Origin of the sequence: Lactiplantibacillus sp. 30.2.29 (assembly GCF_018991255.1) — a bacterium.
Lineage (GTDB): Bacteria > Bacillota > Bacilli > Lactobacillales > Lactobacillaceae > Lactiplantibacillus > Lactiplantibacillus pentosus.
Map to the genome: position 1 here is coordinate 19,125 of NZ_JAGYGU010000034.1, position 14,720 is coordinate 33,844.

The following is a 14,720-nucleotide window of genomic DNA, read 5'->3' on the forward strand; positions in this document are numbered from 1 at the left end:
CGTTGAAGGGGTGAGCGTTAATGACAACTTGGATTCAATTTGCAAAAAATCACTGGCGAGTCTTCGCAATTGTGAGTGCCGCCGTTCTGGTTCTACTAACTGGTTTAGTGCTTAGTCAGCATCGTCAACCAGAGGCCGCCGCTGCGACCAATGTGTTTGATCCGACTGCGGGCGCTAGTGGGACTGATCCGACAATGATGAGTGGTAGCCAGAGTAGTCACGGGAGAGCCGCTGGTGCGTCTTCGGTAGCTACAGGCGCATCAGGAGCAGCAGTCAATCCCGCGACGACCAGCCCAGCGCCCGGCTTTGTCGACGTGAAAGGTGCGGTTAACAAACCCGGGCTTTATCAGGTTACCAGCAGTATGCGGGTCGCCGACGTGATTCAACTCGCACAGGGGATGCAACCCCAAGCGGACCAACAACAGGTCAATTTGGCGGCAAAGGTGACGGATCAACAAGTGGTCTATGTGCCAGCTAGGGGAGAGCAGTTGCCTGCGATTGCAACGGCAACACCGAGTCCGACACCTGCGACGACCACTGCTGGGGGCGGCTCACCAGCAAGCACTAGTGCAGGTTCGAGTGAGAAGGTCAATTTGAATACGGCCGATGTTGCGGCGTTTCAAAAGCTGAGTGGGGTCGGTCAGAAAAAGGCCGAAAAGATTATTGCTTATCGGCAACAGCATGGTAATTTTAAATCTGTCGATGATTTGAAAAATGTAAGTGGTTTTGGGGAGAAGACGGTCGCAAAATATAAAGACCAACTGACTGTCTAGTTTCGAAGCGGACAATTTGTTATACTACTGTCATTGAAAGCGAGGCATAAGATGATGAAAGATCAACGAATTCCATGGGATCAATATTTTATGATGCAAGCGGTGCTCCTGTCTAGCCGGAGTACCTGTGAACGCCTATCGGTCGGTGCAACCATCGTCCGGGATAAGCGGATTATCGCGGGTGGTTACAACGGCTCAGTTTCGGGCGATGTGCACTGTATCGATGAGGGCTGCTATTTAGTTGATGGTCACTGTGTGCGGACGATTCATGCGGAAATGAACGCTATTCTGCAATGTGCGAAGTTTGGCGCCGCAACGGATGGTGCTGAAATCTACGTGACGGATTTTCCGTGCTTGCAATGCACCAAGATGCTGCTGCAGGCTGGTATCACCAAAATTCATTATTTACGTAATTATCACAACGACGATTATGCCATGTCACTGATTGAACGGAAACACGTGGCACTTCAACAGGTCAAGTTCGACCAATCGGACTTAGACAAATTGAATCTTAACCAGATTTTACTTAATCGTGACTAAGTGCGCCCGTTATTTTTCGCCGCAATTAGTTGCGGTCTACTTAGTAGTTGGTTAGTAAGCCAACAACCGATTGCCGCAGTGTTGCTCGGACTGTGGCTCTTTCGGGTCTGGTGTTTGCGCGAGCGGCATACACTGATGGTAACGTTGGTATGTGTGGTGGGCTTTGCCGGTTGGTTTAGCTGGCAAAATCACCGTTTTGAACATTTAGCGGCGCTGCCGAGTCAGTCAATGCAGGCTGAGTTAACCGTCCAACCAGATGCGATCTCGATTCGGGGTGGTCAGTACCAACTGGTGGCTAACGGTTCGGTTGGACGCGTGTTAGTCAGAGGCCAATTAAAATCCGCGCATGATAAGCAGTGGTTACAGCGGGTAACTAGGCGAACGAGTTGGCGTGCTCATGGAACGCTGGCCTCAATCGATCCACCGACCAATCCTGGCCAATTCGACGCCCCCGCGTATTATCGTAGTCAAGGCATTGCGCAACAACTGACGCTCACGCAGGTGTTTCAGATTCAAGCAGCGCCGCGTACCGGTTGGTTAGGAATAGTGGACCGCTTACATCAGTGGCGTTGGGCTTTTGCGCAACGTTGTCAGCAATTACCACCGATGTTGGCCCGTTATGCGAGTTCTTTGTTGGTTGGATTGCGGCCAGCTGATTTTCAAACGACGATGGGGGCAGTCCAACAATTAGGCTTACTGCACCTTTTCAGTCTCTCTGGGATGCACGTGATCTTACTGATTAGCTTCTTAAAATGGGGACTGATCCGGCTGCATTTAAGCAGGCAAGCGACGGACTATTGGCTATTAGGATTGTTGCCGGCTTATCTAATCTTGGGTGGTGGCGCCGATAGTCTACAACGCGCTGTCATTACCGCAGCCTTGCCAATTGTTTGGGAACTCGTGACGCACCGAACGAGTGGTGCGTTGAGCGGTTGGAGTCTAGCGTTGATGATTGGATTGATTCATAATCCATTAGTCTTGAGTCAATTAGGGGGCCAATTGAGTTACGGTTTGGCTCTGCTATTGATTTTGATGCCGAGCATGCCATCTTGGAAATTGGCGGTGTGGATTCAAGTGATTAGCTTGCCAGTATTGTTAGTCGCGACTGCTCAGTGGCATGCGTTGTCGTTAGCGGTCAATTTAATCGTTGCGCCACTCTTTAGCTGGTTGTTATTTCCTGTAACCATGATTGGGGCGATTTTTGGCACCCAGGTTCCGGGAATCGCTAGTAGTTGTGAATGGCTGTTAGTCAACTTTCAAACGTGGCTGGACTGGGTCAGTCACTGGCCAGGATTACTCGTGTTGGGCCAGCCGAATGCCATCTGGGCGTGGGGACTCAGTTTGCTGAGTTTGTGGATGTTGCGGACGCCGACGCGCCGGTACCGGCGATTATTAGTGCTGGCATATGGGTGCTTTATCCTCAGCATGCGATTCCCGTTGCATGGCGCCGTGCAGTTCATCGACGTCGGGCAGGGTGATTCGATCCTGATTCGGCAGCCGTTTAACCGGCAAGTGAGTCTGATTGATACCGGCGGCCGGCTGCATTTTCCCAAGCCCCACTGGCAAGATGATGGATTGACACCTAAGGCTCGAGTCGAGACCATTACCGTTAATTATTTGCATCGACTTGGAATTACGCATTTGGATACGGTATATTTGTCGCATAAAGACGTTGATCATATCGGTGATCTGGGTGAATTACTACGCTTGATGCCAGTTAAACGAGTCGTGGTACCAGCTGGAATGGCACATTTAGATAAGTTTCAAAAATTATTGCAGCCGGCGAAACAGCCACCAATTGTGATGGAAGCGCTGGCTGGGCAGACGTTTGCGGACGGATTGACAGCCGTTCATCCGTTTCGACCAGGCCGGGCTGAAAATGAAGATTCGTTGGTGCTCACGGGTGTCTTTGGACAGCGCCGTTTTATGTTTACGGGTGACCTGGACCGAGCTGGAGAACGGGCAATCGCTGCCCGCTATCCGCAATTACGGGTGGATGTGTTAAAATTAGGACATCACGGCAGTAAAACGGCGTCGGACCCTGAAGCGTTGCAACAGCTCGGGGTGCGACAAGGGATTCTTTCGGTTGGCCGCCATAATCGGTACGGTCATCCCAATCAAGAAACACTGACGACTTTAGCCAATTTACGCATTGAAACGTATTCCACGGCCCTGCAAGGCATGATTACTTATCGATTTTTTAATCATCGGCAGGGACAGTGGCAAACATTTTTGAAGGAAGGTAATCGCTATCAACGCACAGCAAGCGTTAAAAACGATTCGCAACGGTGAACTTGCACCGATTTATGTGATTTTAGGAACCGTCGACTATTTAGCGGATCAACTCAAACAGGCGTTGACGCAGCAAATTCCGACTGAAGAACAAACGATGAACGTCGGCAGCTATGATATGGAGACCACACCGGTCGCAGTCGCACTCGATGATGCGATGTCAGCGCCGTTTTTTGGTGAGCGCCGGCTGGTCTTTATCAACCATCCGTATTTTTTGACGGGTGAAAATAAAAAGACCAAGGTCGATCACGATTTGGACTCGTTACAGCACTATTTTGAACAACCGGAGCCAAGCACGATTTTGGTGTTAATGGCTCCTTATGAGAAGTTAGATGCGCGTAAAAAGCTCGTCAAAACGCTCAAAAAACAAGCAACGATGATTGAAATCAATCAGGTGTCAGAGGCGGAGACCCAGCGCTACGTCCAGGCAGCTTTGGATGAGAAGAAGATTCGTATCGATGCGGATGCGTTGCAAGAATTGGTCAATCGAACGGATGGGCAGTTAGGACTGATTATGGGTCAACTACCGAAGTTAATGATTTACGCCGCTCAGTCTCAGCAGATTGATTTGGCGGCAGTACAAGCGTTAGTGACTAAATCGCTGACACAGAATGTGTTTGACCTCGTTAATGACGTCTTACGTTATCGCACGCAGCCAGCAGTAGAGCTGTACCACGAATTGGTTGCGGCTCAAGAAGCCCCCTTAAAGATCAATGCGATTCTGTTAGGCCAATTTCGATTATTGCTACAAGTTAAGATCATGGCGCAGGCGGGTTACAGCCAGGGCAGTTTGGCCAGCACGTTAAAAGTCCACCCGTACCGCGTCAAGTTAGCGATGCAAACGGTGCGTCATTTTGATCAAGCGGCTTTACGTGCCGCTTACTTAGGATTACTGCAGACTGAAGAACAAATGAAATCGACGCAACGTGATCCCGAATTGCTGTTTGAATTATTCATGGTGCAGTTCGTGAACGAGCGGCGAACAGCAATGCGGGCACGGTCGGGGGCTTATTAGGGTCAATAATGAACACGTCACCATCTAAATTACGGTTAATCTAAAAAACATCTGAACCAGGGCAAGGAGGCCCACGGTTCAGATGTTTTTGAGGTCGTTCATTAATTTTTCGTATAAAAAAACGCCATCGCAAGGCTCAGGCGTTAAATTAGCTTATTTTGCGTAACGTGCGGCCATCCGTGACTTGTCACGGGCAGCTTTGTTGCGCTTGATAAGACCTTTAGAAGCAGCCTTGTCAACTGCGCTAGCAGCTGCGACGTAAAGTTCGTCGACATTGTCGGCACCGGCAGTCTTAGCAGCTTCAAATTTCTTAACAGCAGTCCGCATCGCACTCATTTGGGCGGTGTTACGGGCGTTTGCTTTATTGTTTGTTTTCACGCGTTCAATAGCGGATTTGATAATTGGCATCAGATTCACCTCCATCATTTTTTCAACAAATGCTATTATACATAAGCCCCGGCTTGATTGCAACCGTTATGTGTAAAGTAATTTATCTTGATACGCATTGTGCTAGTTAATTTGTCCTGAATCATGATTAAATCATGTCAACTCTTAAGTTCAAAAGCAACCAGCTGAGACCCGCTGGAAACGGTGCGAGTTACCGTAAACTTGCAGCAAATCTGCCTCCTACGACGGCTTACAGGTATTTCTGACAACGCTGGAACGCGATGGACACAGATTTAAGCCGACAAACCACGTCTTAAATACTGGTCTTCCACTAACCAAGCCAAGAACGCTTGCTAAGTGGAATTTCATCGCTGAGCATTGTCAGCAATACCTTCCAGCCTGGATTCCATTCGAAAGGCGGATATTTGCGGACACAACTTTAGAACGACTGGTCATTGATTCGAAATAGGCAGTACGTCTGCAATCTAACTGTCAGATTTGTTTTGATTGACATTGCTTCATGGCTTATTTGTTCATTGTTTGGCTCGTCTCTACAGGAGTGGCCAAATTGCTAGCTCTTACAAGTTAAGTTTTCGAGTCAGACTGAATATGAGCCACCACTTCAATGCCTAGGAATCGTTGATCCTGACTCACAGTTTGCCTGAAGGACCAGGTATCTAAAGGTCGGTGGTCAATTGCACCAGAATAGGTGGCCGTTCATCTGCCATTCGAGTGGGTTCCCGACTGTAGGGGCTGGCTGACAATGCTCAGTAGCCAAATTATTCTTAGTCGGAAGTGGGTTACTTCCGGCTTAGAATAAGACTCGTATTTGAAATTGCGCAGTGGGGTTCTGCGTGAGTTCAAATCGACGTCGGCTTACGTTCCAGCAATTGTCAGCCGGCCCCGGAAGTCGGAATAGGGCGCGCATCGGTTGACGGACAGTAAAACAACCCGCATCTTTTAATCATCTTTAATGCTAAAGAATAACTAGCACAACGCGTATCTGAATACATGTTTAAACGACTTTTTTGGGCAAGCTAATCAAAATCAGAAAGCGAGTGTAAACGGTTTGAATGACAAGACGATCACCCGACCGTATCATGCTTCCGCCTGCTTACTTGCGTTTTGTTAGTCAGTAAATATGAGACCAGTTCGATGACTGGACGTTGAACTTCACTTGTCACTGGACTTGCATTTTAATGGGGAGTTTGCTAGACTATATCAAGTGTTCAGCAACCCTTTACTTAGTTTATCGTGCACCACCAACGATTTACTCAGTTTAGGGCAATTATTGGAAAGGTGGTTGAAACACATGGCAATTTCACGCGAAAAGAAGACGGAACTTATTAACAAGTATGCCCGTCACGAAGGCGATACTGGTTCAGTTGAAGTCCAAGTTGCAGTTTTAACAGAAGACATCAACGAATTAAACGAACATTTACGTGTTCACAAGAAGGATTTTCATTCACAACGTGGGTTGATGAAGAAAATCGGTCATCGTCGTAACTTGTTAGCTTACCTTCGTAAAGAAGACGTTAACCGTTACCGTGACTTAATCCAAAGTCTTGGTCTTCGTCGTTAATATTGAATTTAGAAGAGCTGCCTCCGGGTGGTTCTTTTTTTGTACCATTACAAAAACGATACATAAACTTTATCAAACTCAAACAACCGTTCGCTATACTGAAACCTATTAAAACGGATGATTGAGGAGATTTTATGCAAGTGACGACAACATTGACCCGCAATTTTAGGATTCTATGGTTTGGTAGTCTGATTACAGATTTAGGCAACGCGATGACCTTGCCGTTTATTGTGCTTTATATTCAAACGCTGGGACATTATTCCACAACGCAGTTAAATTTACTTGGTGCAGCCGCGTTCGCAGTCACGTATGCTTGTAAAGCACTTGTGGCACCGTTATGGGGTCGACTGGCTGATCAGAAGGGCCGTAAATTAATGTGTTTGCGTGCTTCTGGCATGATGACGTTGACGATTTTGGGCGTCGGTTTAGCACCCAACGTGACGATTCTGCTTATCTTGCGTGCGGCGCAGGGTGCTTTTTCGGGATATATTAATAATGCCAACGCACTGATTTCATTAACAGCACCAGCGGAGCGTCGGGGACAGTGGCTGAGCAAGTTAGTGACGGGAAGTATTAGTGGCACACTGATGGGTCCGCTGCTCGGGAGTGTACTTGCGAATACGGTTGGTTACCGCGGAGCCTTCATCGTTACGAGTGGCTTGATGGCGATGGTTTTTGTCATGACGTTGTGGGGCGTTCAGGAAGACGTGACACCCGTTAGTCGGCAGGCTTTGGCACCACTACGACCGATCTTGAAGCAAATTGGTGGGGTGTTTATCATGGCGCTCTTAACCTCACTCTTAGTTGTTCAGGCGACCACGAATGCGGTAACGCCCATTTTGAGTTTGTTTGTAATGCAGTTAGCGCCACAAGCGTCGTCGCACACGATTGTCCTGTTGACGGGGCTCGTCGCGGCTGCACCCGGGGTGGCGACGATTTTAATGGCCGGCCGAATTGGTCGATTGATTGACCGGCTTGGTGCGGGGCGGTGTCTCCTCATATTTCTCGGGCTCGCTATCAGCGATCTGATTCTGACGAGTCTGGTACAACAAGTTGGTCAATTGATTATCCTGCGCTTGATCTTAGGAATTGCGGATGCGGCGTTATTACCTGCCTTGCAAGTGATGACGGTCGAACGGGTGCCACAAGTTGCGTTTGGTCGGGTTTTTAGTCTCAATCAATCAGCACAGGCTTGTGGTAATGTGGTTGGTCCTGGGCTGGCCGTGCTAGTTGCTAATCAGTGGGGGTATCAGCCGATTTTTCTCGTGACAGCCAGCTTGCAGGTCATTGCATTGGGACTTTGGGGGCTATATTTTCATCAACAACCAGGGCGCTGAGCCCCAATCGAATGGTCTAACTATTGCTTTACTTTAAAATGTGGTAAACTGAAAAGAGTTACTTAATCGGAACAGGTACATTGGGTACTTGTAAATTTTAATAGAGGAGTTTTTAGATCATGAACTTTGCAAACGTTGACTTGATGACCGCAATGGTGACCCCCTTCGATGATCACCAACAACTAGACGAAAAGCGGTTGGCAAGCTTGATTGAACATTTATTGGCGCATGGGACGCAGGGTATCCTAGTAGGCGGTACCACTGGTGAAGCCCCAACGTTGACTGAAGATGAGAAGTTAACCTTACTTAAAAAAGCCGCTAAAATCGTGGACGGCCGGGTGCCGATCGTGGCCGGAACTGGTTCTAACAGTACTGCTGCGACGATTGCCTTCACCAAGAAGGTCAGCCAAATTGACGGTATCGATGCCGCATTAGTAGTGGTTCCTTACTATAATAAACCTGACCAAGCTGGAATGATTGCACACTTTACGGCCGTTGCTGAACAGGGAGGCTTGCCAGTGATTATTTACAATATTCCTGGCCGCGTGATTGTTAAGATGGAAGTTTCAACCGTGTTAACGTTGGCTCAAAACCCAAATATCATCGGGATCAAGCAGTGTGCATCAATAGAAGAATTTGGCGCAATCGTTGAAAACGCACCAGCTGATTTTCTAGTCTACACTGGTGAAGATTCTCAAAGCTTAGCAGCCAAGGAAATTGGTGGTGCCGGTGTGATTTCCGTGGCCAGTCATATTTACGGTGACGAAATGACCGCAATGTTTACTGCCATCGAACAGGGTGATATTGCGACAGCTGCGAAGTATCAACGTGACTTGACACCAAAGATGAGTGCGTTGTTTAGCGCACCATCGCCGTCACCAGTTAAGGCTGCACTGAACCATTTAGGCCAGCCAGTCGGTGATCCGCGGCTACCAATCTTACCATTAAGTGCTGAGCAAACAACTCAGTTATTTAAAACATTAAATATATAGAAGAATCAAGGTGAAATAATTGAGTTCAAAAATTCAAATTACCCCCTTTGGTGGGGTCCGTGAAAACGGCAAAAACATGTATGCTGTCGAAGTCGACGGTGATATCTATATCTTGGACTGTGGGCTGAAATACCCGGAAAATGAATTGCTCGGAATCGATATCGTTATTCCAGATTTCAGTTATTTGCGGGAGAATGCTGATCGAATCGTTGGTGTGTTCTTAACGCACGGCCATGCGGATGCAATCGGTGCTTTACCATACTTTTTAAATGAATTTAACGTGCCAGTTTTCGGTTCAGAACTAACCATTGAATTGGCTAAAATTCAGTTGCAGAAGGACCCACAAGCTAAGAAGTTTAACGATTTTCACGTTGTTAATGAGAAGACGGAAATTGACTTTGGTATGGTCACCGTCTCATTTTTCCGGACGACCCATTCAATTCCAGACTCCATGGGAATCGTACTACAAACGAGTGCCGGTGAAATTGTCTACACAGGTGACTTTAAGTTTGATCCGACGGCTGCCGGTGACTACCAAACCGACTTTGCGCGCTTAGCCGAAATCGGTTCAAAGGGTGTCTTGGCATTACTCAGTGATTCAGCCAACGCTGAAAACTACGAACAACCCGTGAGTGAGCGTGAGATTGCGGCCTACGTCTTGGAAACCTTCAAATATCATCCTGGTCGAATCATTGTGGCATCGGTCGCTTCAAATATCTTACGGATTCAACAAGTGCTTGATGCGGCAGCTAAGTCCGACCGTAAAGTAGCCTTAATGCCTGGTGATGTTGAAAGCATCGTCAAGACGGCCATTGACTTAGGCAAGCTGCACATGCCTGAAGATGTCGTTGTGCCGTTAAAGGCCATCGACAAGTTGAAGCCTGAACAGGTCGTTATCTTGCAGACTGGCCGCATGGGTGAACCCATCAAAGCTTTACAGCGGATGGCGAACAAGCAAGAGGGTAAGGTCAACATTGACAAGGGCGACCTGGTCTTCATTACGACGACACCTTCCCATTCAATGGAAACAGTCGTTGCCAAAACTCGTGATATGATTTATCGCGCTGACGCAGACGTCAAAGCAATTGCGGATGAAATGAACTCATCGGGCCATGCTGCTAAGCGTGACTTGCAATTGATGATCAACATGATGAAGCCACAATACTTTATTCCAATTCAGGGTGAATATCGGCTGCTAGATGCGCACGCAAGTTTTGCGCGTGAAGTCGGAATTCCTGATGACCACGTCTTAATTGCTGCCAAGGGTGACCAGTTACGTTATGATGGCGACACCATGCATTTAGCTGGCTCGATTGAAGTTGGAGACACCATGATTGATGGTATCGGCGTCGGTGACATTGGTAACATCGTGTTACGTGATCGGAAAATCTTATCCGAAGATGGTATCTTTGTGGCAGTGGTTACAATTGATCGTAAGAAGAAAAAGATTATTTCGACACCTAAGATTACCTCACGGGGCTTCGTCTACGTTAAGACTAGTAAAGATTTGATGCAGGAAAGCGCCGAATTGGTACGGACGACGGTCCAAGAAAATCTTGATAACAAGGAATTTGATTGGGGCCACTTGAAACAAGCGGTTCGCGAAAAGTTGAACCACTACTTGTGGGATCAGACAAAACGTCACCCGGTCATTTTACCAGTTATCATGGAAGTCAATCAGCACCACCGTCGAAGCAAAAAGTCAAAATCAAACAAGCCGGCTGAACGCCAACCGGAAGCTTAATCAGCGTAAAAAGTCGGAAGAAATTTCCGACTTTTTACTTTAGACTTTTATTTTGATTTATTTGCGGATTTTTTAAAGAGAGGAGCATGTTCAGATGACCCCAGCAGAGCGTCAAACGGCTGCTGAACAAGCAGTGGCCGAAAAAGACTGGAATCAAGCAGCTAATTTATGGGAACAAATTTATCAAGATGAACAATCGGCCGCCAATAATTTTCAGCTAGTGCGAGTGTTGGTTGCCGACCAGCAGTATGTCACCGCGCGCAATTACGCGAGTGAATTCGAAAGCCAATATCTGGCTTCCGATGAGGGGGCATCCGTGTACTTACGCGCGCTAATTGCCAATCATGAGTTTATCTCAGCGCGAATCGTGATTGTTGCACGCGGGAAGAGTGATTGGACTCAGGCGGCATTAACCACGCTCTCAGCCGCTGAAAATGACGCTGAGGCACATTTGCAGTCCACATTGACAACCACGATGCGACATTTTTATCACTTGTCTGATCAGCCGGTTCAGGCACAGGTAGCCGATTTACAGGCGGCACGTCATCTGACCATGCAACGTTATTTGACTGCGGCCAAATTTTTACTGGTGGATCCGTTTTTGCATCCTTTGACACGTTCAGAGGTACTCTATACCTTACATGAACTGCAGGTGAACACACCGGTGCAGATGCAATGGTTACTGGATGATCGTCAACTGACACTTTGCCCGGCCGAGTTGACTGAAGTGGGCGCCGATGAAATCAGTTTAGCGACGAAACAGCGACTTAAAATTCAGCTTGCTGACCAGGATGTCTTTTTATATGAAAATTTACGAGAACTTTTACAATTGCAGTTAATGTACTTATATCCGCGTCCAGAATTGGCAATTACTGATCCAGCGGACTGGGTGGCCGTCTTAATTGCACAGCAAACTGGTCAGGAGACGACCAACTTATCGGAAGAACAAGAAAAAATGATGAAAATTCAGCAGAAAATTCAGCAATTTAGTCTTGATTTACAACAATAATCATGCTTAATAAGAATTAACTAACAAAAATTCAATTTTTTGAATAATATCTGTTTACAAATCAGATTAGGCTATATATAATATTTAAGGATTCTCAGTGATGGGTGCGTAATTTGGCCTTTTCACTAGGATGTAGTATAATACTAACTAAAGAATTGTTGAGACTCTTTTGTCTTGGCATTATTCTTGCGAAAATCACAGGAGGTTTCATTAATGGCAAAAGAACATTATGAAAGAACAAAACCCCATGTAAACATTGGTACTATTGGCCACGTTGACCATGGGAAGACTACTTTGACCGCTGCAATCACTAAGGTATTAGCAGAAAAGGGCTTGGCTAAAGAACAAGACTTTGCTTCTATCGATGCTGCTCCGGAAGAACGTGAACGTGGTATTACTATCAACACCGCCCACGTTGAATACGAAACTGAAAAGCGTCACTACGCCCATATCGATGCCCCAGGACATGCTGACTACGTTAAGAACATGATCACTGGTGCCGCTCAAATGGACGGTGCGATCTTAGTTGTTGCCGCAACTGATGGTCCTATGCCACAAACGCGTGAACACATCCTCTTGGCTCGCCAAGTTGGTGTTGACTATATCGTTGTTTTCTTAAACAAGACTGATCTTGTTGACGATGACGAATTAGTTGACTTGGTTGAAATGGAAGTACGTGAATTACTTTCAGAATACGATTTCCCTGGTGACGATATTCCTGTTGTCCGTGGTTCAGCGCTTAAAGCACTTGAAGGCGACCCAGAACAAGAAAAGGTTATCATGCACTTAATGGATGTTGTTGATGAATACATCCCAACTCCAGTTCGTGATACTGAAAAGCCTTTCTTGATGCCTGTTGAAGACGTCTTCTCAATCACTGGTCGTGGGACTGTTGCTTCTGGTCGTATCGATCGTGGGACTGTTAAAGTCGGCGATGAAGTTGAAATCGTTGGTTTACACGAAGACGTTCTTAAGTCAACTGTTACGGGTCTTGAAATGTTCCGTAAGACGCTTGACTTAGGTGAAGCCGGTGACAACGTTGGTGCGTTATTACGTGGTGTTAACCGTGAACAAGTTGTTCGTGGCCAAGTTTTGGCTAAGCCAGGTTCGATCCAAACCCACAAGAAGTTCAAGGGTGAAGTTTATATCTTGAGCAAAGAAGAAGGTGGCCGTCATACGCCATTCTTCTCAAACTATCGTCCACAATTCTACTTCCACACCACTGATATCACTGGTGTTATTGAATTGCCAGACGGTGTTGAAATGGTTATGCCTGGTGACAACGTAACGTTCACTGTTGAATTGATTCAACCAGCTGCCATCGAAAAGGGTACCAAGTTCACGGTTCGTGAAGGTGGTCATACTGTCGGTGCCGGTGTTGTTTCAGAAATTGATGACTAATCTCTAACTGATTTTCATTGATTGATCTAAGCGACTTGGAAGTCTTCTTCCGAGTCGCTTTTTTTAAGGAAATCTATAATAACGGGCGTGCTTACGCGCTTTTTTAACCAATTCGGTTTACTTTACGGCAACGATAGGTTAAACTTAACAAGTATGCAATTGACTTGAATTGTAGAAATTATAATGTTTCGGAGGGAATACAATGGCTGCAAAGTGGGAAAAGAAAGAAGGCAACCAAGGCGAATTAACATTCGAAATTGGTGCTGACAAAATTAAAGAAGGTATTGACAAAGCCTTCCAACGGACTAAAAAGAACTTAAACGTTCCTGGTTTCCGTAAGGGTAAGGTTCCACGTCAAATCTTCAACCAAATGTACGGTGAAGAAGCACTTTATCAAGATGCTTTAAATATCGTGCTCCCAGAGGCATATGAAGAAGCAATCAAAGATACTGAAATTGAACCAGTTGACCAACCTCAAATCGATGTTGACAGCATGGAAAAGGGCAAGCCTTGGGTTCTGAAAGCCGTTGTTACGGTTAAGCCAGAAGTTAAGCTTGGTCAATACAAGGAACTTAGTGTAACGCGTCAAAACACGCGGGTTTACGCTAAGGACGTTGACGCTGAATTAGAATCACGTCGCGAAAAGCAAGCTGAATTAGTCTTGAAAGAAGACCAACCAGCTGCTAAGGGTGATACTGTCGTTATTGACTTCAAAGGTTTCGTTGATGGCGAACCATTTGAAGGTGGCGAATCAGAAAACTATTCACTTGAATTAGGTTCTAACTCATTCATCCCTGGCTTCGAAGACCAATTAGTTGGTGTTAAGGCCGGCGACGAAACTGAAGTTAAGGTAACCTTCCCTAAGGATTACCAAGCTGAAGACTTGCAAGACAAAGAAGCAACCTTCAAAGTAACGGTTCACGAAGTTAAGACTAAGGAACTCCCTGAATTAGATGATGAATTTGCCAAGGATGTTGACGATGACGTTGACACACTTGAAGAATTAAAGGCTAAGATCAAGGATGAACTTAAGGAACAAAAAGAATCTGCTGCTCATGATGCCATTGAAGACGAAGCTTTGAACCAAGCTGTTGACAATGCTGAAATCGAAGCCATTCCTGATGCAATGAAGGAAGACGACATTCATCGTCAAATGGATCAATATTTAGCAAACATGCAACAACAAGGTATCGATCCTAAGACTTACTACAAGTTGACTGGTACGACTGAAGACGACTTGCACAAGCAATTTGCTGCTGACGCAGAACGTCGGGTTAAGACTAACTTGGTCTTAGAAGCCGTCGTTGAAGCTGAAAACATCAAACCATCTCAAGATGAAATTGCTGCCGAAGTTAAGGACTTAGCTAGTCAATACAACATGGAAGAAAGCGCAGTTCGTGGCGCATTAACTGATGACATGTTGTCACATGACATCGCCATTCGCCAAGCTGTTGACTTGATTGCTGATTCTGCAAAGCAAAATGCCAAAGCAGACGACAAGAAAGACGATAGCGACAAGGACTAATTTTCTTTGAACGCAATCAGTCAGAAGGCCTTGGAAGGTTTTACTTCCAGGGTCTTTTTACATAGCGTGGTTAAATGCCAATGAGCCTAATTAAGTGATAGTAACTGGATCCCATGTGTGACG

Annotated in this window: 12 protein-coding genes; 11 read left to right on the forward strand and 1 reads right to left on the reverse strand. The window is 46.3% G+C overall.

Translation table 11 applies throughout. The features are described from left to right. Positions 1-20 precede the first annotated feature (20 nt). The 4 genes from KGF65_RS14335 to holA are packed head-to-tail and all read left to right on the forward strand — an operon-like array spanning position 21 to position 4,620. Positions 21-773, forward strand: a complete 753-nt coding sequence (locus tag KGF65_RS14335; protein ID WP_105924004.1) for a helix-hairpin-helix domain-containing protein — start codon at positions 21-23, stop codon at positions 771-773. A gap of 51 nt (positions 774-824) precedes the next feature. Continuing rightward, positions 825-1,313, forward strand: coding sequence for a ComE operon protein 2 (locus KGF65_RS14340; protein ID WP_050338439.1), 489 nt, complete (start codon positions 825-827; stop codon positions 1,311-1,313). Further along, positions 1,314-3,605, forward strand: a complete 2,292-nt coding sequence (locus KGF65_RS14345) for a DNA internalization-related competence protein ComEC/Rec2 (protein ID WP_101873312.1) — start codon at positions 1,314-1,316, stop codon at positions 3,603-3,605. Further along, positions 3,565-4,620 carry a DNA polymerase III subunit delta gene (holA, locus tag KGF65_RS14350; RefSeq protein ID WP_181185359.1) on the forward strand — a complete coding sequence of 352 codons (1,056 nt, stop codon included), beginning with the start codon at positions 3,565-3,567 and terminating at the stop codon, positions 4,618-4,620. The genes KGF65_RS14345 and holA overlap by 41 nt, the downstream gene beginning before the upstream one ends. Positions 4,621-4,773: 153 nt before the next feature. Here holA and rpsT read toward each other — a convergent pair whose 3' ends face one another. Further along, a complete protein-coding gene (gene rpsT, locus KGF65_RS14355) occupies positions 4,774-5,028 on the reverse strand; it encodes a 30S ribosomal protein S20 (protein ID WP_003639023.1) in 255 nt (84 codons plus the stop codon). Positions 5,029-6,319: 1,291 nt separating this feature from the next. Here rpsT and rpsO point away from each other — a divergent pair. The 7 genes from rpsO (at position 6,320) to tig (ending at position 14,597) form a co-directional block, all read left to right on the forward strand. Beyond that, entirely contained in the window at positions 6,320-6,589 is a 270-nt protein-coding gene (gene rpsO / locus KGF65_RS14360; RefSeq protein WP_003639022.1) for a 30S ribosomal protein S15, read from the forward strand. Between the two features lie 134 nt (positions 6,590-6,723). Beyond that, a complete protein-coding gene (locus tag KGF65_RS14365) occupies positions 6,724-7,926 on the forward strand; it encodes an MFS transporter (RefSeq protein ID WP_101873314.1) in 1,203 nt (400 codons plus the stop codon). Positions 7,927-8,045: 119 nt separating this feature from the next. Beyond that, on the forward strand, positions 8,046-8,918 hold the full coding sequence (dapA, locus tag KGF65_RS14370; protein WP_216748509.1) for a 4-hydroxy-tetrahydrodipicolinate synthase: 873 nt from the start codon (positions 8,046-8,048) through the stop codon (positions 8,916-8,918). Between the two features lie 19 nt (positions 8,919-8,937). Next, positions 8,938-10,662, forward strand: coding sequence for a ribonuclease J (locus tag KGF65_RS14375; protein WP_101873315.1), 1,725 nt, complete (start codon positions 8,938-8,940; stop codon positions 10,660-10,662). Between the two features lie 94 nt (positions 10,663-10,756). Then, complete coding sequence (locus KGF65_RS14380; RefSeq protein ID WP_216748508.1) at positions 10,757-11,671, forward strand: hypothetical protein; 915 nt, start codon at positions 10,757-10,759, stop codon at positions 11,669-11,671. A 213-nt stretch (positions 11,672-11,884) separates the two neighbouring features. Then, a complete protein-coding gene (tuf, locus tag KGF65_RS14385; protein ID WP_050338445.1) occupies positions 11,885-13,072 on the forward strand; it encodes an elongation factor Tu in 1,188 nt (395 codons plus the stop codon). Positions 13,073-13,274: 202 nt separating this feature from the next. Beyond that, the gene (tig, locus tag KGF65_RS14390) at positions 13,275-14,597 is read left to right on the forward strand and encodes a trigger factor (RefSeq protein WP_216748507.1); all 1,323 of its coding nucleotides are present in this window, start codon (positions 13,275-13,277) and stop codon (positions 14,595-14,597) included. The last annotated feature ends 123 nt before the right edge of the window (positions 14,598-14,720 follow it).